Raw genomic sequence first — 20,231 nt, 5'->3', positions numbered from 1 at the left:
TATGCCAAAGGATTCAAGTAAACTATCGGGAGTTCAAAAGGCTGCAATACTGTTTATTAGCCTTGGCCCTGAGGCCTCAGCACCTATTTTAAAGAAACTTCCCGAAACAGAAATACAAAAGATAACTTTTGAAATTGCGAATATGCCAAAAGTTAAGAGAGAGATTAAGGAAGAAGTATTAAAGGAATTTGTAAATTTGAATAAAGCTAAGGATTATATAATAGAAGGTGGATTTGAATACGCAAAAACTCTTCTTGCAAAGGCTCTTGGAACACAAAAGGCAATTGAGATAATTGATAAGGTTTCTGAAATTACTCAGCAGTATAGACCTTTTGGTATTGCTAGAAAGGCCGATGCAAGTCAGCTATTAAATGTAATAATTAATGAACATCCACAAACTATTTCATTGATACTTTGTTATTTACAGCCAGATAAGGCAGCACAAATTCTATCAGGTCTTCCTGAGGATTTACAAGCAGATGTAGCCAAAAGAATTGCTACAATGAGCAACACCTCACCGATGTTTATAGAAGAAGTTGAAGATATACTTGAAAAGAAACTATCAAATGTAATTAGGCCAGACTTTCAACAAATTGGTGGTGTTCAAACTCTTGTTGAAATTATTAATAATGTTGATAGAGGAACAGAAAAATCAATACTTGATGAGCTTGATAGAGAACAACCAGAGCTTGCAGAAAAAATCAGGGAAAGCATGTTTGTATTCGAAGACATCATTACGCTCGACAATGCTTCTATACAGCGCATACTAAGAGAAGTAGACCAGAAGGATTTAGCACTTGCTCTAAAGGGTGCCTCAGAAGAAGTTCAAAATATTATATTCAACAATATGTCAAAGCGTGCAGCACAATCTTTAAAGGAAGATTTAGAATTCATGGGACCTGTAAGACTTATGGATGTTGAAAAGGCACAGCAGGGCATTGTTGCGGTTATAAGAAGACTTGATGAAGCAGGAGAAATAATAGTATCAAGAGGTGGAGACGATGCAATCATACTCTAAAGTAATAAAATACACAAACATAAATGGTGATGCGATAATTACTCCGCCCCAGATTGAAATCAATAATAAAAGTATTCCAGGTATTATGGCTAATGAAACTAATGAAGAAGAAATGAACACTTCGATAATTAATGAGGCAATTGAAAGAGCTGATTTTATAATAGAAGAGGCAAGAACAAAAGCAGAAAAAATGCTTAAGGATGCTGAAATCAAACTACAGGAAGTTTATAAAAACTCAACAGAAAAGGGATATAATGACGGATTTATGCAGGGCTATCAAGAGGGATATAAAAAAGGAATGGAAGAAGTTACTATTCAAACTGAAGAAATGAAAAAAAATGCCGAAAACTATATTAAGATGGCAAAAGATGAAGTTGCTAATTATATTGCAGAAAAGAAAAAGGAGATTATTGCTATTTCAGTAGATATTGCAAAACAAATTATAAAATCAGAGCTTTCGATTAATGCAGATGCCATCTTTAATATTGCAAGGGAAGTAATATCGAAATCAATGGATAAGAGCCAAATATTAGTCAAGGTGAATCCAAAGGATTACAGTCTATTAAAAAGACGTAAGGAGGAACTGGAAATTTTTGTTGAAAATCCAAATGACTTGATATTATTAGCAGATTCATCGATAGAAGAAGGCAATATTTATGCTGAAACTCCATCAGGGTTTGTTGATGGAAGAATTGATACTCAGCTTGATATGATTCTTCAAAATTTGTTAAGGAATGATTACGATGCTAGAAATTGATTTTAATAAGTTAAGAGATGCTATGGTAGGTTTAGATTCGATAAAATTAACTGGTAAAGTCAAAAAAGTTGTTGGATTGACAATTGAAGTAGAAGGTATTAGAGCGTTTGTTGGAGAAGTTTGCAAAATATATGTTGGTCTAAATAAATTTATTTACTCTGAAGTTGTTGGATTTAAGGATAAAGGGGTATTGCTTATGCCCCTTGGAGATTTAACTGGAGTCGCACCTGGCTGTCAGGTTGAGGCTACTGGTAAAACTTTGAATGTTAAAGTTGGTCAGGAGTTACTTGGAAAAGTGTTAGATGGACTTGGAAATCCAATGAATGGCGAAAAGTTTAGAACAGAAACTGAGTATAAGCTTGACAACGACCCTCCAAACCCGCTTACAAGAAAAAGAATAGATACGATAATGTCGACAGGAATTAGGGCAATAGATGGTTTTTTGACAGTCGGAGTTGGACAAAGAGTTGGCATATTTGCAGGCAGTGGAGTTGGAAAAAGCACACTTTTAGGAATGATAGCAAGATACAGCGATGCAGATGTTAATGTTATAGGTCTAATCGGTGAAAGAGGAAGGGAAGTTAGAGAATTTATTGAGCAAGACTTGGGAGAAGAAGGTTTGAAAAAATCAGTTGTTGTAGTTGCAACATCAGACCAGCCACCTCTGTTAAGGCTTAAAGGTGCCTTTACCGCAACTGCAATTGCAGAATATTTCAGGGACCAGGGGCTCAATGTAATGCTTATGATGGACTCGGTTACCCGTTTTGCAATGGCTCAAAGAGAAGTTGGCTTAACGATAGGGGAACCCCCTGCAACTAAAGGATATACTCCTTCTGTATTTGCAATGCTACCAAGGCTTATGGAAAGGTCAGGAAATTCAGATAAGGGAACTATAACAGCATTTTATACAGTTCTTGTAGATGGTGATGATTTAAATGAGCCGATAGCCGACGCTGCAAGAGGTATACTAGATGGTCATATAGTTCTTTCTAGAAAACTAGCAAGTAAAAATCATTTTCCGGCCATTGACGTTTTAGGAAGTATATCAAGATTGATGCCACAAATAGCTGATGAAAAACTAAAACAAAAGGCATCAGAGTTAAGAGATATACTTGCAACCTACAAGGATGCAGAGGATTTGATAAATATAGGAGCCTATCAAAAAGGTTCCAATCCCAAAATAGACAGGGCAATACAACTTATTGATAAAGTGAATTCATTTCTAAGGCAGGGAATGACTGAACACAACGATTTTAAATCAACCTATGAGAGGATTATAAGCATAGGTTAGAAGGTGATTAAATGGAGAAATTTAAATTTAAGCTTCAAAATGTATTGGATTATAGAAGCGATGTGGAAGAAAGAATAAAAAGGGAATTTGCTGCTGCACTTCAAAATTATATACAGCAAGAAAAAATACTCAATGAACTAATTAATACAAAGGATCAAAATTTGTTCAAACCTAAGAATTTTAAAACAGTTGTAGAGTATCAGAATTATACAAGATTTATGGAATTTCTTGAACAAAGAATAGAATCCCAAAGAGAAAATATTAACAGGGCAAAAGAAAAACTAAATAAAAAAAGGGAAGAACTCATAAAGGCAACTAAGGACAAAGGCATAATTGAAAAACTTAAAGAAAAGGCATATGATGAATTTTTGTTTGAGGAAGGCAAAAAAGAGCAAAAGTTAAATGACGACTATGCTCTTTATAGCTATATAAGACACGAAAGGGGGTGAAGTTATGAAGGTTGATGCAATCAATTCATTGAAGGTTGAATTTAAGCCAGGAAACAAGAATAATAAAAAGACAAGTCTAAATTTTGATGATTTGTTAAATAAGGTTTCTACAAAAGAGGTTCCAACAAACTCAAGTAGCAGCATTAAAGTTGAAAACCAACATAATCAGCAGGATATAGCCAATCCAACAGAGTTTGAAGATAATTCTGATGATGTTGAACTTGTTAAAGATGTAATTGCAAAACTAGAAAAACTAATTGAAAAGTTGACAAATGATACTGAGTTTAGCAAGGATTTAAAAGAGCCTCAGGAGAATATAGAGCCTTTTTTAAACCAGATTATTGCTTTTGTGAATAGTCTGAATCAATACATTATTAATAGCAAAGTGGAATCAACTGATAAAGTTAATACAGAAAACTCACTTGTTAATATAGTAAATATAAGGGACATTAATATTAAACTTTTAGGTTTATTAATGAATACAGAAAAAGTTGAAAATTATAATCAAACTGAAAATCTAAAGGAAATAAATGAACTTCTCGATGGAATCTTAGGCTCTGATAAAGTTGATAAAAATCAATTTATAACAGTCTTACAGAAAATTGTTGAAAATAATTATAAAAATGAGCCTGTAAAGATGAGCATACCAAATGATGAGATAATTGAAAAACCTGAAATGCAAAATGACGATTCATCAGTTAGTGAAATTAAAAAAGAAAATTTGCGTTCTGGTGATGATAATTTAACAAAAACAATCTCAGATAAAGCTGCAGTAAACATTGCTGTAGAAAAGAGGAGCAATGATGATAAGGCCGTTCAAAATGAAGCACAGGTTGATGAAGATATAAGCTTCAATAATGCAAATGTTGAACTTAAATCGATAAAAACTAACACTAATGAAGTGAATAAGAATGACTTAAGAGCTGAAATTGAAAGAATTATCACACCACAAAAGACAAATGAGATAATTCAAATAGCCGTTGAAAGATTTAGAAGCTTAAGACTTCCTGAAATAACAGAACTTAGAGTAAAACTAAATCCTGAGGATTTAGGAGAAATAACTGTTAAGGTAGTTCTTGAAAAGGGAGAGGTTAAGGGCAATATACTCGTTGATAAAAGAGAAGTCGCAGCAGCACTTCAGAGCCAGATTGAGAACTTAAAGCAGGAGTTAAGAAACAACAATGTTACTGTAACTAATGTTACTATTAACCTTAACAATGATAATTTAAACGAAAGAAATGGACATGGATTTAAACAACAAAATGGACAAAATAAAAATTATAGTGAGCAGCAGTTTGAGTTTGACAAGCTTGTTGATGACCAGGATGGATTGAATATTATAGCTTAAGGGGTGTGAGTATGGATATAACAAAGGTCTTTGGAAGCAACACAAATTTGACGGCAAATAAGAAAAATGACATCCTTGATAAAGATGCATTTTTAAGAATTCTAACTGTTCAACTTCAAAATCAGGACCCTTTAAATGCAAAGGATAACACTGAGTATATAGCACAAATGGCACAGTTTGCAGCGCTTGAACAATCTCAAAATCTAAATGTAAACTTGCAAAAACTATTAGTTTCGCAAAAACTAACAGAAGGAACCCTACTAATAGGACAAGATGTTCATGTAAATGTAAATGATACTGAAATTAAGACAAATGTTAATGGTGTCAAACTTGAAGCAAATGAAGTATACATTATAACTGAGGATGGTAAATTTAAACTCGATGATGTTGTAGGTGTAGGTGAGGTAAGTGACAATAAATAGAGTTGAAAATATAAATCTTCAAGAAAACAATAATTTAAACAGAAGGATAGAGAGAGCTGTTGACTTTGCAAAAATACTTGAGGGATATGAAAAAAATGAAGTAAAATTTTCAGGGCATGCACTCGAAAGGCTCAGGGCAAGAAATATAAACTTGAGCGATGATGATATTAGCAAAATAAATATGGCTGTTAGAAAATTAAAGGAAAAGGGTGGCAAGGAAAGCCTAATAATTTGCAACAATATAGCTTTTCTTACCAGTATAAAAAACAATACAGTTATCACAGCTATTGATTCAGAAAGCATAAAGGAAAATGTTTTTACAAATATAGATAGTGCAATTATAATTTAGGCTGGACCCTAATGGGAGGCCTCAGTCGTGGACTGATTGAAACGACTAAATAAAATGAGGAGGAGTATTATGTTAAGATCATTAAATTCCGGAGTAAGTGGTATGAAGGCCAATCAAATAAAGATGGACGTTATAGGCAACAACATCGCTAATGTAAACACAACAGCTTTTAAAGCACAAAGGGTTACATTTAAGGATATCTTGTCCCAGACGCTTGAAAATGCTTCAGCACCATCGGGCGGTAAGGGTGGAACAAACCCGAAGCAAGCTGGCTTGGGTGTTGCAGTCGCAGGAATTGATACAAATATGAATCAGGGGGCTTTATCAACTACAGGCAGGGCAACTGATATTGCAATTGAAGGGAATGGATTTTTTATTATATCAGATGGAATTGAAACAAGATTCACAAGGGATGGAGCATTTACGCTTGATTCTTCAGGAAATCTTGTGACATCTGAGGGATTTCATGTTATGGGGACTTATAATACGACTTTCCTAACTGATGTCTATGACCCTACAAATCCACCTACAGTTACTACGGATGATCCAACCTATGATCCAGAAATAAGTCCAGGAAGCGGAACAACTGCATCGCAGCTAAGAAATATAGTAATTCCATTTGAAGCATTGAATGATGCAGGAGAAAGCCAAAAAATACTTAGCTTTTCAATAGATAAGGATGGAACAATCAAAGGAATTTATGGAGATAAAACAGTAGTTATTGGCAAAATTGCTCTTGCTAATTTTCAAAATCCGGCAGGTCTTGAAAAATTGGGTGGTAATACCTATAGAAATACTTCAAACTCCGGCGAACCTTCAGTGGGGCTTGGAGCGACTTCTGGATTTGGAACATTAAGACAGGGACTTTTAGAAATGTCAAATGTAGACCTTGCAGAACAGTTTACTGACATGATAGTAACAAGCAGAGCATTCCAGGCTAATTCCAGAACGATAACTACCTCAGATGAAATGCTTCAAGAACTTCTAAATCTAAAGAGATAATGGGGTATAATTTATGATTAGGCTTACAGGATTTAATAATATAGATTTTTATCTTAATTCTGATTTAATTGAAAAAATAGAAATAACACCTGACACTGTTATCACAACAACAAATGGAAAAAAGTTTGTTGTTAAGGATACTCCAGAAGAAATAATAAACAAAATAATCAAATTCAGGCAGAAAATCATGACACCAGTGGTGGAGGTAATAGAATGAAGAAAAGCGATATATCAACGATTATAGGCCTTGTGCTAGGCTTTCTAGTTATAATAGCTGGGATGATCTGGGGACAGGCATCGATAATTGGTGCGATTACAACATTTTATGATTTGGCATCTATATTTGTAACTATTTTTGGCTCCTTCTTTGCCGTAATGATTTCTGTTCCTATGTCTGCCTTAAAGAATCTGCCGAAGGCAATAAGAAATGCCTTCTTTGAAAAAATGATTTCACCAGCACAAATAATTAATATATTTGTTGAACTCTCAAAAAAAGCAAGAAAAGAAGGTTTACTATCGCTAGAGGATGAGGTCGCCAATCTTGACGACCCATTCCTCAAGAGCGGTATTCAGATGGTAGTAGACGGTATTGAACCGGAAATAATAAGAGAAATACTTGAACTTGAAATAACTGAGATGGAAAAGAGACATCAGAGTGCTATAACTGTTTTAAGAGTTTGGGCGGGAATGGCTCCAGCGTTTGGTATGATAGGAACATTAATTGGACTTATTCTTATGCTGAAGAATCTCCAAGATCAATCATCACTTGGACCTAATATGGCTGTTGCTCTTATAACATCATTTTATGGTGCTGTATTAGCAAACTTCATCTTCAATCCACTTGCTACTAAGCTTGAAAGCAAAAGCGGTGACGAAGTAGGATTAAAAGAAATGATGCTCGAAGGAATACTTGCAATTCAATCTGGCGTAAACCCAAGAATTGTAGAAGATAAGCTGAAAGCATTCCTACCTCCAGAAGAGAGATTGAAAATGTTACAAGAAAACGTAGGAAAGGGTGCGGTTGTAAATGAGTAGAAAAAGAGCACCTAAAAAACAAATAAACACGGAAGGTTGGCTTACTACTTGGGCAGATCTTATGAATTTGTTGCTATGCTTTTTCGTGTTGCTCTATGCCTTCTCAACAATGGATGCAGTCAAATTTCAACAGATTGTGTTTTCAATGGCAAAGGCTTTTGGTGGGAATGCTAATGTAATAACCAGCGGGGGCAATTTAGGGCCGGTTCCTGTTAATTCCAACCCTGGCGTAGAAATTGAAACTAAGGATAGGCAACCTGGTAAGGTTAATTTGGAAGTTCAAAAGGGAGAAACGCAAAAAGTTTATAATCAAGTTAAGGAATTTGTTCAAAAAAACAATTTGGAAGCTAAAATTACAGTTAGGGAAGATATTAAAGGGGTAGTAATCGAATTACAGGAAAAGATTCTATTTGATTCAGGAAGGTCTGATATTAAACCTGAGAGTTTACCGTTATTGACTAAAATTTCACAGCTGCTAAGCGTTTTTAACAATGAGATCGTTGTTGAAGGTCATACTGACAATGTTCCAATCAATAGAGGTTATTTCCAAAGCAACTGGGAGCTATCAGCAGATAGAGCAGTAAAGGTTGTTAGATTTCTAGTTGAAAACAAAGGGGTATCCCCTGAGAGAATAACAGCAGTAGGGGCAGGTGAGTTTAGACCTATCGCTTCAAATGCAACCCCTGAAGGAAGGCAGAAGAATAGAAGAGTTAACATCTTGATTGTTACTAAGAGTGAAGGAGAGAAATAGTATGGCAGAAAATAAAGGTGCATCAAAACTGCTCATTATAATTATAGTTCTTCTTGTATTAGTATTGATAGCTGGAGGATTTGTTGGTTATATGCTCCTTGTAAAAAATAAACAATCCACCACCAAAGTCCTTCCTGAAAAGACAATGGCGATGGATGAATTAGTTGTTAACCTTAATGATGAAGGCATGAGGACATATATAAAAGTAAAAATATTCTTGGCTTATACTAACTCTAAGCTTGAAGGAGAAATAACAGAAAAGATGCCTCAAATAAGAGATGTAGTAATTACTACAGTTAGAAGCAAAAAATCTGAAGAATTTGAAGGAAATAAAGTAGAAGCAATTAGAAAAGAAATAAGAGATAACGTTAATAATTTACTAACTAAAGACAAAATAACAAATGTATATTTTTATGATTTATTGATACAGTAGGTGATTTAATGGAAAGAAATTTTATTGTAGGTTTTATTAAAATAATAATACTGCTCCCTGCAGTATTATTATTAATATATATATCATTTAAGTATGGTGGAAAATATCTATCTAATATGAATAATGGAAGATTGATTAAAGTTTATGAAAGGGTTCCATTGAGCCAGAGCTCTTTTATTTCAGTTGTAACAATTGCAGGAAAACCTTATATTGTTTCAAATACAAATAATGAAATTAAAATACTTTTAGAACTTGATGAGGAAAAGTTAGAAATTTACAAAAATCAAAATGCAAATACAGAGATTAAAAATTTGTTTGAATTATTTGATATAAAAAAATTAAAGGGAAAGATGAAGAATGAAAAGATTTAAAAGAATTGGTCTTATGATTATAGTTTTAATACTAATAAGCATCGGAGTAGCTTATGCAGCACCACCGGAGATACAGGTTCCCAAAGTTAATATTTCAGTTGATGATGCACAAACTCCAAAGGAATATGTAGACAATATTAAACTATTGATTCTTTTGACGTCATTGACATTCGTTCCGGCAATTGTGCTAATGATGACCAGCTTTACAAGGATTATAATAGTTTTGGGATTCTTAAGAAATGCACTTTCAACTCAACAATCTCCTCCAAATCAGGTATTGATTGGTCTTGCTCTCTTTATGACTTTTTTTATAATGGCACCAGTTTACAGTAAAGTTAATACCGAAGCTATACAACCCTATGTTAAGGGACAGATAACTCAAGAGAAGGCCTTTGAAATAGGATCAAAACCTGTAAAGGATTTTATGCTAAAACAGACTCGAGAAAAGGATTTGGCGCTTTTTTATGATGCCTCTAAACTTGAAAAACCAAAGGACAGATACGACGTTCCTTTTAAAATACTGATACCTGCATTTATTATTAGCGAATTAAAAACCGCATTCCAGATGGGATTTTTAATTTTCGTTCCATTTATTGTTATAGACATGGTTGTTGCAAGCATTCTAATGTCAATGGGTATGTTTATGCTACCACCAGTAACAATTTCATTGCCATTTAAAATACTATTGTTTGTCTTAGCCGACGGCTGGCATTTAGTTGTTAAATCGCTTATCGAAAGCTTTATGTAGGAGTTGATTAAATGAGTCTATCTTTTGCACTGGCTATTGGAAAACAGGCTATAACAGTTGCCTTGATGGTAGCAGCACCAGTTCTTTTAGTATCAATGGTAGTAGGGCTTTTAATAAGTATTTTTCAAGCAGCTACACAGATTCAAGAGCAGACATTGACATTTGTTCCAAAGGTTATAGCTGTAGTAGTTGTATTTATCGTATTAGGGTCGTGGATGGCTAAAACATTAATACAGTTTACACAGACAATGTTCAGCAATATCAATTTAATTGTAAAATAGGTGATATAGATGATAAATGATTTTTTGGTTTTCTTTCTAGCATCAGTAAGAATCGTGGCAATGATAATGACATCACCTGTTTTTTCGGTAAGACAAATTCCTGCTATGATTAAGATAGGACTTTCGCTAATACTTGCAATTTTAGCAAGCGCAATTATAAATACTTCAATGGCAGGAGTAATTAATAACAATTTTGATTTATTGTTTCATATTGCAAGGGAGCTAATAATTGGCATTTCATTAGGTTATGTTGCAACTTTGATTTTTAATGCTATTAGGGTTTCGGCACAGTTGATGGATTTTAATATCGGTTTTTCGATGTCCCAATATTTTGACCCGTCAACTTCGTCAGCCTCAACCCCGCTTGAAAGGTTTTTTAATTGGTTTGCACTGATAGTATTTCTATCGCTAAATTTTCATCATATTATTTTATCGGCCATTTTAAAAAGTTTTGAAGTGGTTCCTTTAAATAATTTAGCTATTAATTCAAATTTATTTCTGGTAATAATAGATACATTTGCCAAGGGTTTTTATATAGCAATGCAGCTTGCGGCACCCGTTGTGATAGTAGTATTTATTACAGATTTTACGCTTGGGCTTGTTAATAGAGCTGTTCCCCAGATAAATATATTTATATTAGGTTTACCAATAAAAACATTAGTAGGATTATTTGCAGTATCTACAATTTTACCCGGATTAACTCATATATATGTTAAAATATTTGAGGGTTTGTCAGGGGATTTAATAAAGATTTTTAACACCTTTCCAGTTCTAATGCTTATGGCTTCTGAAGATAAAACTGAAGAGCCAAGCGCTAAAAAATTGCAGGATGCACGTAAAAAAGGACAGGTAGCCAAAAGCGTAGATTTAAATTCATCCATTGTATTGCTTGGCGTTATGTTGCTGTTTCTTATTTTTGGACAGAGCATTTATTTTAAAGGAAGAAATTTTGTTATCCAAAGCTTTGAATATATTACCAAATATGATTTATCAATTTCGTCAACAAAGGTTATTATGAGTTTTATGTTAAAAAATGGAGCAATAGTTGCATTACCTTTTGTTTTAACGATAATGGTTCTTGGAGTATTTGCAAATATCGTTCAGACGGGATTTTTGTTGACGGGAGAAAACATTATTCCTAAATTTGAAAAATTGAACCCTGCAAATGGGTTGAAGCGAATTTTTTCCAAACGTTCTTTTTTAGAGCTGGTAAAATCGGTTTTAAAGATTTCCATTATTTTTTATATAACATTTAGTTTTATTAAATCAAAGCTACCAGAAATATTAAAAACAAGCGATTTAAATCCATATGGTATTTATCCATTTGTTAAAGACATTACTGATAGTCAGCTATCAAGATTGGTAATTTTTTTGTTAGTTATAGGAATTGCTGATTTTATAATACAAAAGAGACAGTTAAGAAAAGACTTGATGATGACAAAGCAGGAAGTTAAGGAAGAATTAAAGCAATCAGAGGGAGACCCTCAGATTAAATCAAGAATAAGACAAAAACAAAGAGAAATGGCAATGAGAAGAATGATGCACGAAGTTCCAAAGGCAACTGTTGTTGTAACGAACCCAACTCATTTTGCAGTTGCAATAAGGTATGAAAGAAACAAGGATAATGCTCCGGTTGTAGTTGCAAAGGGTGCTGATTTGATTGCTAAAAGGATTAAGGAGATAGCAAAAGAAAATAATGTTCCGGTAGTAGAAAACAAAATCTTAGCAAGGACATTGTATGCGAAAGCAGAACTTGACCAGACGATACCAATCGAACTATATCAAGCAGTTGCTGAAATAATTGCTTATGTTTATAGCATTAAAAGGATGTGAGGATAATAGATGCAGACGAATTCCACTTTAAAAAGCAATATAGATATTTTGATAGCCTTTGTAATAATATTAATAGTTTTAATGATAATAATTCCACTTCCAACATGGCTTTTGGATGTTTTTTTAGCACTTAATTTATCAATTTCACTTGTAATCCTTTTATTGACGATGTTTACGACAGAAGTTTTGGAGTTTTCTGTTTTTCCAACATTGCTGTTGATAACTACATTATTTAGGCTTGGACTTAATATTTCTTCAACAAGGCTTATATTAGGACAAGGTCAAGCGGGTAGAATTATAGAAGCATTTGGAAATTTCGTTGTTGGTGGAAATTATGTAGTGGGTTTTATTCTATTTATAATCATAGTGGTTATTCAGTTTGTTGTAATTACAAACGGTGCAGGTAGAGTTGCTGAAGTTGCAGCAAGATTTACGCTTGATGCAATGCCTGGAAAGCAGATGAGCATAGATGCCGATTTGAATGCTGGCATTATTTCTGAAACAGAAGCAAAAATAAGAAGAAAAAAATTGCAGCAGGAAGCAGATTTTTATGGAGCAATGGACGGTGCAAGCAAATTCGTTAAGGGCGATGCCATAGCTGGTGTTGTAATTGTAATTATAAATCTTATAGGAGGAGTTTTGATTGGACTATTGTTCTTTAATCTACCAGCTCTTGATGCACTTAAAAAGTTTGCTTTATTAACGGTTGGAGATGGACTTGTAAGCCAAATACCAGCACTGTTGATTTCTACCGCGTCAGGTATTATAGTTACAAGGTCAACAAGCGATACAACGCTTGGAAAAGAACTTGCAGGACAGTTTACTTCTTATCCTAAAGTTCTTGCTATCGCAAGCGGAATATTAACTATACTAGCTTTGATACCATCTTTGCCTCATTTTCTTTTTCTATCCTTAGCAGCAGTATGCGGCCTTTCAGCATTCATGCTATCGAAGGATAAAAAGGAGAGCAAAATTAAGGATGATTTAAAGCCTGAAGAAATTAAACCAGAGAGAAAAGAACCAGAAAATGTTATGCAATATTTAAATGTTGAGCCTCTTGAAATAGAAATTGGTTATGGGCTAATACCCCTTGCAGATGTGTCATCAGGGGGGGACCTGTTGGACAGAATTGCAGGTGTTAGAAGACAACTTGCGCTTGAAATGGGAATTATAGTCCAGCCAATAAGAATAAGGGATAATCTGCAGCTTGCAACAAACGAATATACAATAAAGATAAAGGGAACCGTTGTTGGAAAGGGAGAAATATTGGTAAATCATTATCTTGCAATTGACGTTTTAGGTGAAGGCATTCCAATAGATGGAATAAGGACTGTAGAACCAACATTTGGACTTCCAGCAGTTTGGATTCCAGACAGCAAAAAGGATGACGCTGAAATTATGGGAGTTACTGTTGTAGACCCAACAACAGTTCTCGTGACACATCTAACGGAGATTATAAAGAAACACGCCCATGAACTTTTAGGAAGACAGGAAGTAAAGATGATAATAGATAATGTTAAAGAAAACTACAGCGCTGTTGTTGATGAATTGATACCAAGTCTTTTGTCTCTTGGAGAAGTTCAAAAAGTTCTTCAAAATTTGTTAAAGGAAAGGGTTCCAATTAGGGATTTGGTTACAATAATGGAGAGTCTAGCAGATAATGCTCTAAATACAAAGGATATTGAGCTATTAACTGAATATGTTAGAATTTCACTAGGAAGGGTTATCTGTAAGAATCTTGTTGATGATAGCAACACAATTAGACTTATAACATTGCATCCTTCGCTTGAACAGATGATTGCTGATAATATTCAAAAATCCTTCCAAGGTTCATACCCGGCTCTTGACCCTGATACAACAAGGAAAATTTTCGAAGCAGTCCAGAGCAATATCGAAATAAGTGATTTTTATAATGGGCAACCAATTGTCATGGTATCACCGAGAATTAGACCAGCTTTTAGAAAATTAACCGAAATGGTATTCCCGAATTTAATAGTTTTATCAATGAATGAAATACCAGCTGATATACAAATCGAGACACTTGGGATGGTGAGCATATGATAGTAAAAAGATATATTGTAGACAGTATGCAGGAAGCGCTTGCAAAAATCAGATATGAATTAGGCAATGATGCCGTTATAGTGAGTCAAAGAAAAATCAGGCAAAAAGGGTTTTTAGGTTTTTTTAAGCCTAAAAAATTAGAAGTGACGGCTGCTGCTGACGATAAAAATAAAAAACAAGATAAAAATCAACCTTCAAAAGAACTTGAAAAGGAGATTACTGAGCTTAAGGAAATGGTTGAAACTCTTGTTAAGACGCAGACAGATAGTAGTTTGGCAGAAACAAAAACATCTAAAAAAACTGCAAAGCTAAAAATAAAGGATAAATTAGTTGAAAGTGATGTTCCAGAAGAAATAGTAGAAGAAATAATTAATAGAACAAGGAATAAATTAAGCGATAAGAAGGTTACTAATAAAAAACTTGAGGTAGAAATTATCAACACCTTAAAGGAAACTATTAAAACAGCTGACGTAGATAATAAAAGAATACATGTGTTTGTCGGACCTACTGGGGTTGGGAAAACTACAACAATTGCAAAATTAGCAAGCATTTATACCTTATATAAGAATAAAAAAGTTGGTTTAATAACTATTGACACTTATAGAATAGGAGCTATAGAACAATTAAAGTCCTATGCAGAAATACTAGGAGTTCCATTTGAAGTTGTATTTTCAATAAAGGATATACCAAAGATTTTAGAAAATATGAAAAAATGCGATATTTTATTGATAGATACAACCGGCAGAAATAGCAAGAATGCTATGCAAATTGCTGAAACAAAACAATTTATCGAGAAAATACAACCAGATAATGTTTATTTAGTTCTGTCAATGACAACTAAACAAAAAGATTTAAAGTTGATAATAGAAAATTATAATGCACTTGGATATAATAGCCTCATTTTTACAAAACTTGATGAGACAGAAATTTACGGAGGAATAATTACGTCTTCATACACTAGCGGTAAACCAATAAGCTATATTACTACTGGTCAAAATGTTCCAGAGGATATTGAACTTGCCGACCCATCCAAATTGTTTAAATTAGTGATGGGGGAAGAATGATATGGATCAAGCAGAAAAGCTAAGAGCTTTGGTTCAAAACAAGACTAAAAATAAATTAGAAAGCAAAAGTTTTAGAGTCATAACCGTAACTAGTGGAAAAGGTGGAGTTGGCAAGTCTAGTTTTGTAATAAACCTAGCTGCAGCCTTAAGGCTTAGGGGGGCTAATGTAGCAATTCTTGATGCAGATATAGGTATGGCTAATGTTGATATAATGTATGGAATAAAATCTAAATATAGCATTTATGATATTATATTTAATAAGATGAGTATTAATGATATAATAGAGATAACAAGGGAAGGTATAAAAATTATACCAGGAGGTTCAGGACTTCAAGACATAATCGAACTTAAAGAAGAGCAAAGAGAAATTTTACTTGAAGAATTTTCTAAGATAAGTGATGTAGATATTTTAATAGTTGACACAGGTGCAGGTATTTCAAACTTTATACTTGACTTTGTAAGCGTAGCTGATGAGTTAATAGTTATAACCACACCAGAGCCTACTTCATTGACTGATGCATATAGTTTAATTAAGATTATTGCTAATAAAAATTCACAGAATAATATCAATATTGTAATTAATAAAGTTAAAACTATACTTGAAGCAAGGGATACGTTTGAAAAATTAAATAAGACTGTCAATATTTTTCTTAATAAATCATTGAATTATAGAGGATTCCTATTTGAGGATATTAAAGTAGGGCAATCCATTGTTGAACAAAGACCATATGTATTAGCATATCCTAAAACAGAGGCAAGTTTATGTATGTATAAAATTGCTTCAGAGATATTAGGACAGAAACAGGAAAACAAGAATAGTTCAATCAAGGAATTATTTACCAATTTAATTAAGAAAATGGGGAGAGGTGTATGACAGGGTTGGATTTAAAACTAAACGTAAATCAAAAGATTGAAGTATTGCAGGATGGAGTTGCATATAAAAGCAAGGTTCAGGATACTAATGAGAATTATATTTTGATTGACATCCCATTATCTGGTAACAGATATTTTATAACTCATCCTGGAAGCACAATTGAATTTTTTGTTCCAACAGAAAAGGATGTAACTAAATGTAGATCAATTATATTAGGTAAAAGACGAGAAAACAATGTCGAAATGATTGTTTTGAGTCTACCTGAGGTTATTGAAAAGGTCCAAAGAAGAGAATATTTTAGACTTCCTATTACTATGGAAATAAAATATTCACTTTTGCCGGAAGATAAACGGTATTTTGATTTAAGAGATGTTCCACCAACATATTATAAACAGATGAATAAAGGCTTAAGTGTTGATATCAGCGGAGGTGGAATCAAGATAATATCCAAAGAAAAGACAACACCAGGTGCTAATGTTCTTTTATTAGTTCCGCTACCTCAGGAGGTAATGATACTGGCTTCTGTTATAAGAATAGAAGAACTTGATAATAAAACGTTCAGATTGGCACTTAGATTTGACAATATAGATGAAAAAACACGCGACAATATAATTAGATTTATTTTTAGTAAAATGCGAGAACAACTCAAACTCCTAAAATAGAGGTGAAAATATAGTGAAATGTTATAGCCAATATGATGAAAGAGAAGAAATGATAATTAAATATCTTCCATTTGTAAAATATATAGCATCAAGATTAGTAACAGGTAAACCTCCAGGAGTTGATTTTGAGGACTTAGTGAGTTTTGGCATATTAGGGCTAATCGATGCGATAGAAAAATTTGACCCATCAAAGGGGTTGAAATTTGAAACCTATGCTACTTTGAGAATTAAAGGTGCAATTATAGATGAATTAAGAAAGATTAGCTGGATTCCAAAAAGCGCCTTTTCTAAACTCTCTTCTCTTAATAATGCTAGAAATGAACTTGAAGCTAAATTGAACAGAGAGCCTACTGACAAAGAAATATCTGAATATTTAAATATATCAGAGGAAGACCTTAAAAATATTGAAACATTTGTTAATTATGTTTCGTTGGTATCGCTAGAGGAGATATTCTTTAAATCAGATGATGAAGATCTACAAGTTAAAGATATGATTGAAGATACAAATAGCCCACAGCCTGATGCAATGATTGAGGACGAAGAAAAGTTGGACATGCTCAAAAGGGCAATTTCTATGCTCCCGGATAAAGACAAGACTATTTTGAATCTTTACTATTATGAAAAGCTAACGCTCAAGCAAATAGGCAAAGTCCTTGAAATTTCCGAATCTAGGGTATCGCAGCTTCATAGTAGAGCCTTAGTTAGATTAAGGGAAAACCTAAAGAAATTAAAATATATGTGATGGAGGATTATAATGCAGTTTATTATGATAGCAATAGGTATTGTATTAATATTTATTGCTTTAAAACTGAATACTAAAAAAAAAGAAGCAGATATTGTTGAAAAATTTGATAACTTAGTAGAAAACAAAATAAAGGACGAGTCAGACATGAAATTAAGTTTTATTATGGACCAAATTAAAGAATTAAATCTAAGGTTTGAAAACGTGGAAGATTCTATTTTATTATTATCAGCTAAGATAGATGAGATTCAAAAGGTAAAATTTAGTGATGCTCCAACAAAAAATGAAGAGGTAAATAAACCCAATATCGTTGTTGAAGAGAAAAATGAGGAAGAACTATTAGACCTAAACGATTTGATTTATAAATTGAATGAACAAGGTTATTCAGTTGATGATATAAGTTCTAAGCTCAATATTGGAAAGGGTGAGGTATTATTAAGGCTTGGTTTGAAAAAGGCAAAAGTTTAATAATTGAATTAATTTTAAAACTAAAAATTAATCAATTGATTAAGGATAGGAACTTTTTACTTGGGCTTGGAATAGGTATAGTTATAACTGCTATTTTAATGTCATTTACAACAACAAAAAATATGACAAACCAACAAATTGAAATAAAAGCAAGGGAATTGGGAATGAAATACCCCGATGAGATTAAGGCATTTTTCGAAAATGATAAAAAGTAAGGGGGAAGTGACATGCTAAGAGGGATTTACACTGCAGCCTCGGGAATGATAACAAAACAGGTTCAACTTGAAAACTTGAGCAATAATGTTTCAAATATAAATACTGCAGGATACAAAAAGCAGAAGGTATCTCTAAAATCTTTTGAAGAATTAGTTTTGATGAATAAAGATAAACAAGTTGGCGATAAAAGTTTTCCAAGAAGGATTGGAACTATTGAGCTTGGAGTTGGAATAGATGGGACTAGGACAAATTTTTCACAGGGAGATTTGGAAAAAACCGATAGAATATTAGATTTTGCAATCAATGGAGATGGATTCTTTACTGTTGAAGATGAAAATGGAAGCAAAAAATACACAAGGGATGGAAGATTTAAAATCGATAGCGAAGGCAACCTTATTGCTACTAATGGATACAAGGTAATAGGATTAGATGAGAATGGCTATGAAAAAACTATTAAAGTAAACTCGGAAAATATTACGCTTAACCCAGATGGAACTATTTCTGGAACTGATAATCTTAAATTTTTAATAACTACCTTTGAAGATAAAAATCAATTATTAAGGGATGCAAATGATTTTTATAATTCTAAGGCGGATGGGAATCCTGTAGCAACTGATATTAAGCAAGGTTTTGTTGAAAAATCAAATGTTGATACAATTGAAGTCATTACTGAAATGATGAGTATTATGAGAAGTTATGAATCGAGTCAAAAAGTTATGCAATCATTAGACGAAACATTGTCAAAAACTGTTAATGAAGTTGGCAATGTTAGATAGAGGGTGATTTAATGTTAAAGGTGATGTGGAATGGAAGATCAGGACTTTATTCTAGTCAAAATAGAATAGATGTAATTTCAAATAATATTGCCAATATAGATACCAATGGATACAAGAGACTTGATGTTGCTTTTTCAGACATTTTTAATGAGTCGCTTGACAGGTTGGGGACTCCTATAACAAACAATGACAAGAGCAATTTAACTGTAGGTAGTGGAGTAAGAGGTGAGGAGCTTATTAGAAATTTTAGTCAGGGGCTTATTAAGGAAACAGGAAATAAAACTGATGTTGCTATTGTAGGAGAAGGATATTTCAAAGTTAAAGACGGAGATGGCAATTATTTTTATACAAGGGACGGAGCATTTAACATTGACGCAAATGGAAATTTTGTTCATAGCAGCGGTCTTTTTTTAGAAATAGAAAATTATAATAATAATCTAAGTATTAATGATAATTTTATAATTAAATCTAATGGCGATGTTTATAACCTTGTTGATGGTTCAGAAGAATTGGTTGGAAAAATTAATGTCTATGAAATAATCGGTCAGGATAGTTTAAAGCAAAAAGGTGAAAATTTATTTGCTGCTGATAATGCAAATATAAAAGAGTCGACAAATCTTAAACAGGGTTATCTGGAAAAATCAAATGTAGATATTGCTAAGGAGTTAACTGATATGCTTGTAACCCAAAGAGCCTTTGAATTAAATTCTAGAACGGTGAAAACTGCTGATGATATGTGGCAGATTGCAAACAATATTCGAGGAAAATAGTATGAATAAAAACCTTCTTTTAGGTCAATAATTACAAAAAAGCCTAAAAGGGGGTTTTAATTTTGGATGAACTAATTACTAATTTGATTAAGGAAAATAAGATTATTGAAGCAAAAATACATGCTATAAAGAATCTATTCTTTGATAAAAAAAAGTTTTATTACTATCTTGGCCTCTGTTCTATTGCTGAAAAAGATTATGAGTCAGCCATAAAGTTTTTTAATAATTCAATAAAACATGGATTAAAACATTTTTTGTTGTATTATAATCTTGGAACAGCATATTTAGAAATGAATCAAAATCATAGAGCAAAGGATTGCTTTAATAAATCTATTGAGCTAAACAATCAATATTATAATAACTACTTAAATTTAGCATATATATATTTAATGGAGAATGATGTTAAGAGCGCTTATAGAATAATTAAAACTGCAACGAGTATTTTTGAAGAGCCAAAAATAATTCAGATTGAAAAAAAGATATTAAAGGCGTTGAATATTTAAGTGGGGG

Annotated in this window: 26 protein-coding genes; all 26 read left to right on the top strand. The window is 32.9% G+C overall.

Going from position 1 to position 20,231, the window contains the following annotated elements; all coding sequences use genetic code 11:
• Position 1: 1 nt before the first annotated feature.
• The 26 genes from fliG to ABG79_RS06040 all read left to right on the top strand — a co-directional run bounded on the left by fliG (position 2) and on the right by ABG79_RS06040 (position 20,224).
• On the top strand, positions 2 to 1,018 hold the full coding sequence (gene fliG / locus ABG79_RS06165) for a flagellar motor switch protein FliG (protein WP_057978216.1): 1,017 nt from the start codon (positions 2 to 4) through the stop codon (positions 1,016 to 1,018).
• On the top strand, positions 1,002 to 1,775 hold the full coding sequence (locus tag ABG79_RS06160; RefSeq protein WP_057978214.1) for a FliH/SctL family protein: 774 nt from the start codon (positions 1,002 to 1,004) through the stop codon (positions 1,773 to 1,775). The genes fliG and ABG79_RS06160 overlap by 17 nt, the downstream gene beginning before the upstream one ends.
• On the top strand, positions 1,762 to 3,066 hold the full coding sequence (fliI, locus tag ABG79_RS06155) for a flagellar protein export ATPase FliI (protein ID WP_057978212.1): 1,305 nt from the start codon (positions 1,762 to 1,764) through the stop codon (positions 3,064 to 3,066). The genes ABG79_RS06160 and fliI overlap by 14 nt, the downstream gene beginning before the upstream one ends.
• An 11-nt stretch (positions 3,067 to 3,077) precedes the next feature.
• Positions 3,078 to 3,515, top strand: coding sequence for a flagellar export protein FliJ (gene fliJ, locus ABG79_RS06150; RefSeq protein ID WP_057978210.1), 438 nt, complete (start codon positions 3,078 to 3,080; stop codon positions 3,513 to 3,515).
• 4 nt (positions 3,516 to 3,519) lie between these two features.
• On the top strand, positions 3,520 to 4,863 hold the full coding sequence (locus tag ABG79_RS06145) for a flagellar hook-length control protein FliK (RefSeq protein WP_057978208.1): 1,344 nt from the start codon (positions 3,520 to 3,522) through the stop codon (positions 4,861 to 4,863).
• 11 nt (positions 4,864 to 4,874) lie between these two features.
• Positions 4,875 to 5,285 carry a flagellar hook capping FlgD N-terminal domain-containing protein gene (locus tag ABG79_RS06140; protein ID WP_057978207.1) on the top strand — a complete coding sequence of 137 codons (411 nt, stop codon included), beginning with the start codon at positions 4,875 to 4,877 and terminating at the stop codon, positions 5,283 to 5,285.
• Complete coding sequence (locus ABG79_RS06135) at positions 5,272 to 5,634, top strand: TIGR02530 family flagellar biosynthesis protein (protein ID WP_242859314.1); 363 nt, start codon at positions 5,272 to 5,274, stop codon at positions 5,632 to 5,634. Before ABG79_RS06140 ends, ABG79_RS06135 begins: the two co-directional genes overlap by 14 nt.
• Positions 5,635 to 5,703: 69 nt before the next feature.
• Positions 5,704 to 6,636: a flagellar hook-basal body complex protein gene (locus ABG79_RS06130; RefSeq protein ID WP_057978206.1), complete on the top strand. Its 933-nt coding sequence runs from the start codon at positions 5,704 to 5,706 to the stop codon at positions 6,634 to 6,636.
• A gap of 13 nt (positions 6,637 to 6,649) precedes the next feature.
• A complete protein-coding gene (locus tag ABG79_RS06125) occupies positions 6,650 to 6,853 on the top strand; it encodes a flagellar FlbD family protein (protein WP_057978204.1) in 204 nt (67 codons plus the stop codon).
• Positions 6,850 to 7,671, top strand: a complete 822-nt coding sequence (locus ABG79_RS06120) for a motility protein A (protein ID WP_057978202.1) — start codon at positions 6,850 to 6,852, stop codon at positions 7,669 to 7,671. Before ABG79_RS06125 ends, ABG79_RS06120 begins: the two co-directional genes overlap by 4 nt.
• A complete protein-coding gene (locus ABG79_RS06115) occupies positions 7,664 to 8,422 on the top strand; it encodes an OmpA family protein (RefSeq protein ID WP_057978200.1) in 759 nt (252 codons plus the stop codon). Before ABG79_RS06120 ends, ABG79_RS06115 begins: the two co-directional genes overlap by 8 nt.
• Position 8,423: 1 nt before the next feature.
• Positions 8,424 to 8,855, top strand: a complete 432-nt coding sequence (locus ABG79_RS06110) for a flagellar basal body-associated FliL family protein (protein ID WP_057978198.1) — start codon at positions 8,424 to 8,426, stop codon at positions 8,853 to 8,855.
• 8 nt (positions 8,856 to 8,863) lie between these two features.
• Positions 8,864 to 9,226, top strand: a complete 363-nt coding sequence (locus ABG79_RS06105) for a flagellar biosynthetic protein FliO (RefSeq protein ID WP_057978197.1) — start codon at positions 8,864 to 8,866, stop codon at positions 9,224 to 9,226.
• A 13-nt stretch (positions 9,227 to 9,239) separates the two neighbouring features.
• Positions 9,240 to 9,974: a flagellar type III secretion system pore protein FliP gene (fliP, locus tag ABG79_RS06100; RefSeq protein WP_423230089.1), complete on the top strand. Its 735-nt coding sequence runs from the start codon at positions 9,240 to 9,242 to the stop codon at positions 9,972 to 9,974.
• An 11-nt stretch (positions 9,975 to 9,985) separates the two neighbouring features.
• The gene (gene fliQ / locus ABG79_RS06095; RefSeq protein ID WP_057978193.1) at positions 9,986 to 10,255 is read left to right on the top strand and encodes a flagellar biosynthesis protein FliQ; all 270 of its coding nucleotides are present in this window, start codon (positions 9,986 to 9,988) and stop codon (positions 10,253 to 10,255) included.
• A 9-nt stretch (positions 10,256 to 10,264) separates the two neighbouring features.
• On the top strand, positions 10,265 to 12,088 hold the full coding sequence (flhB, locus tag ABG79_RS06090) for a flagellar biosynthesis protein FlhB (RefSeq protein WP_057978191.1): 1,824 nt from the start codon (positions 10,265 to 10,267) through the stop codon (positions 12,086 to 12,088).
• A gap of 9 nt (positions 12,089 to 12,097) precedes the next feature.
• Entirely contained in the window at positions 12,098 to 14,149 is a 2,052-nt protein-coding gene (gene flhA, locus ABG79_RS06085; RefSeq protein WP_057978189.1) for a flagellar biosynthesis protein FlhA, read from the top strand.
• Positions 14,146 to 15,213, top strand: coding sequence for a flagellar biosynthesis GTPase FlhF (flhF, locus tag ABG79_RS06080; protein WP_057978187.1), 1,068 nt, complete (start codon positions 14,146 to 14,148; stop codon positions 15,211 to 15,213). The genes flhA and flhF overlap by 4 nt, the downstream gene beginning before the upstream one ends.
• 1 nt (position 15,214) lies before the next feature.
• Entirely contained in the window at positions 15,215 to 16,087 is an 873-nt protein-coding gene (locus ABG79_RS06075) for a MinD/ParA family protein (protein WP_057978185.1), read from the top strand.
• Entirely contained in the window at positions 16,084 to 16,749 is a 666-nt protein-coding gene (locus ABG79_RS06070; protein WP_057978183.1) for a flagellar brake protein, read from the top strand. The genes ABG79_RS06075 and ABG79_RS06070 overlap by 4 nt, the downstream gene beginning before the upstream one ends.
• Positions 16,750 to 16,762: 13 nt before the next feature.
• A complete protein-coding gene (locus ABG79_RS06065) occupies positions 16,763 to 17,491 on the top strand; it encodes a FliA/WhiG family RNA polymerase sigma factor (RefSeq protein ID WP_083490355.1) in 729 nt (242 codons plus the stop codon).
• 12 nt (positions 17,492 to 17,503) lie between these two features.
• Positions 17,504 to 17,959 carry a DUF6115 domain-containing protein gene (locus ABG79_RS06060; RefSeq protein ID WP_057978181.1) on the top strand — a complete coding sequence of 152 codons (456 nt, stop codon included), beginning with the start codon at positions 17,504 to 17,506 and terminating at the stop codon, positions 17,957 to 17,959.
• A gap of 35 nt (positions 17,960 to 17,994) precedes the next feature.
• Complete coding sequence (locus ABG79_RS06055) at positions 17,995 to 18,174, top strand: hypothetical protein (RefSeq protein WP_057978179.1); 180 nt, start codon at positions 17,995 to 17,997, stop codon at positions 18,172 to 18,174.
• Between the two features lie 12 nt (positions 18,175 to 18,186).
• Positions 18,187 to 18,951: a flagellar hook-basal body complex protein gene (locus ABG79_RS06050; RefSeq protein ID WP_057978177.1), complete on the top strand. Its 765-nt coding sequence runs from the start codon at positions 18,187 to 18,189 to the stop codon at positions 18,949 to 18,951.
• 11 nt (positions 18,952 to 18,962) lie between these two features.
• Positions 18,963 to 19,721, top strand: a complete 759-nt coding sequence (locus ABG79_RS06045) for a flagellar hook-basal body complex protein (protein WP_057978175.1) — start codon at positions 18,963 to 18,965, stop codon at positions 19,719 to 19,721.
• 62 nt (positions 19,722 to 19,783) lie between these two features.
• Positions 19,784 to 20,224: a tetratricopeptide repeat protein gene (locus tag ABG79_RS06040; RefSeq protein ID WP_057978174.1), complete on the top strand. Its 441-nt coding sequence runs from the start codon at positions 19,784 to 19,786 to the stop codon at positions 20,222 to 20,224.
• Positions 20,225 to 20,231 lie beyond the last annotated feature (7 nt).

Origin of the sequence: Caloramator mitchellensis (genome assembly GCF_001440545.1) — a bacterium.
In the GTDB taxonomy this organism is placed as follows: domain Bacteria; phylum Bacillota; class Clostridia; order Clostridiales; family Caloramatoraceae; genus Caloramator; species Caloramator mitchellensis.
This window is presented reverse-complemented; position numbering and strand designations above follow the sequence as displayed.

Excerpts from the sequence above, each read along its gene's own strand:
- ABG79_RS06145 (WP_057978208.1), top strand. The coding sequence starts at position 3,520 with ATGAAGGTTGATGCAATCAATTCATTGAAGGTTGAATTTAAGCCAGGA.
- flhB (WP_057978191.1), top strand. The coding sequence starts at position 10,265 with ATGATAAATGATTTTTTGGTTTTCTTTCTAGCATCAGTAAGAATCGTG.
- flhF (WP_057978187.1), top strand. The coding sequence starts at position 14,146 with ATGATAGTAAAAAGATATATTGTAGACAGTATGCAGGAAGCGCTTGCA.
- fliG (WP_057978216.1), top strand. The coding sequence starts at position 2 with ATGCCAAAGGATTCAAGTAAACTATCGGGAGTTCAAAAGGCTGCAATA.
- ABG79_RS06130 (WP_057978206.1), top strand. The coding sequence starts at position 5,704 with ATGTTAAGATCATTAAATTCCGGAGTAAGTGGTATGAAGGCCAATCAA.
- ABG79_RS06050 (WP_057978177.1), top strand. The coding sequence starts at position 18,187 with ATGCTAAGAGGGATTTACACTGCAGCCTCGGGAATGATAACAAAACAG.
- ABG79_RS06075 (WP_057978185.1), top strand. The coding sequence starts at position 15,215 with ATGGATCAAGCAGAAAAGCTAAGAGCTTTGGTTCAAAACAAGACTAAA.
- ABG79_RS06105 (WP_057978197.1), top strand. The coding sequence starts at position 8,864 with ATGGAAAGAAATTTTATTGTAGGTTTTATTAAAATAATAATACTGCTC.
- fliQ (WP_057978193.1), top strand. The coding sequence starts at position 9,986 with ATGAGTCTATCTTTTGCACTGGCTATTGGAAAACAGGCTATAACAGTT.
- ABG79_RS06160 (WP_057978214.1), top strand. The coding sequence starts at position 1,002 with ATGCAATCATACTCTAAAGTAATAAAATACACAAACATAAATGGTGAT.
- ABG79_RS06060 (WP_057978181.1), top strand. The coding sequence starts at position 17,504 with ATGCAGTTTATTATGATAGCAATAGGTATTGTATTAATATTTATTGCT.
- ABG79_RS06045 (WP_057978175.1), top strand. The coding sequence starts at position 18,963 with ATGTTAAAGGTGATGTGGAATGGAAGATCAGGACTTTATTCTAGTCAA.
- flhA (WP_057978189.1), top strand. The coding sequence starts at position 12,098 with ATGCAGACGAATTCCACTTTAAAAAGCAATATAGATATTTTGATAGCC.
- fliJ (WP_057978210.1), top strand. The coding sequence starts at position 3,078 with ATGGAGAAATTTAAATTTAAGCTTCAAAATGTATTGGATTATAGAAGC.
- ABG79_RS06110 (WP_057978198.1), top strand. The coding sequence starts at position 8,424 with ATGGCAGAAAATAAAGGTGCATCAAAACTGCTCATTATAATTATAGTT.
- ABG79_RS06115 (WP_057978200.1), top strand. The coding sequence starts at position 7,664 with ATGAGTAGAAAAAGAGCACCTAAAAAACAAATAAACACGGAAGGTTGG.
- ABG79_RS06070 (WP_057978183.1), top strand. The coding sequence starts at position 16,084 with ATGACAGGGTTGGATTTAAAACTAAACGTAAATCAAAAGATTGAAGTA.
- fliP (WP_423230089.1), top strand. The coding sequence starts at position 9,240 with ATGATTATAGTTTTAATACTAATAAGCATCGGAGTAGCTTATGCAGCA.
- ABG79_RS06125 (WP_057978204.1), top strand. The coding sequence starts at position 6,650 with ATGATTAGGCTTACAGGATTTAATAATATAGATTTTTATCTTAATTCT.
- ABG79_RS06140 (WP_057978207.1), top strand. The coding sequence starts at position 4,875 with ATGGATATAACAAAGGTCTTTGGAAGCAACACAAATTTGACGGCAAAT.
- ABG79_RS06120 (WP_057978202.1), top strand. The coding sequence starts at position 6,850 with ATGAAGAAAAGCGATATATCAACGATTATAGGCCTTGTGCTAGGCTTT.
- fliI (WP_057978212.1), top strand. The coding sequence starts at position 1,762 with ATGCTAGAAATTGATTTTAATAAGTTAAGAGATGCTATGGTAGGTTTA.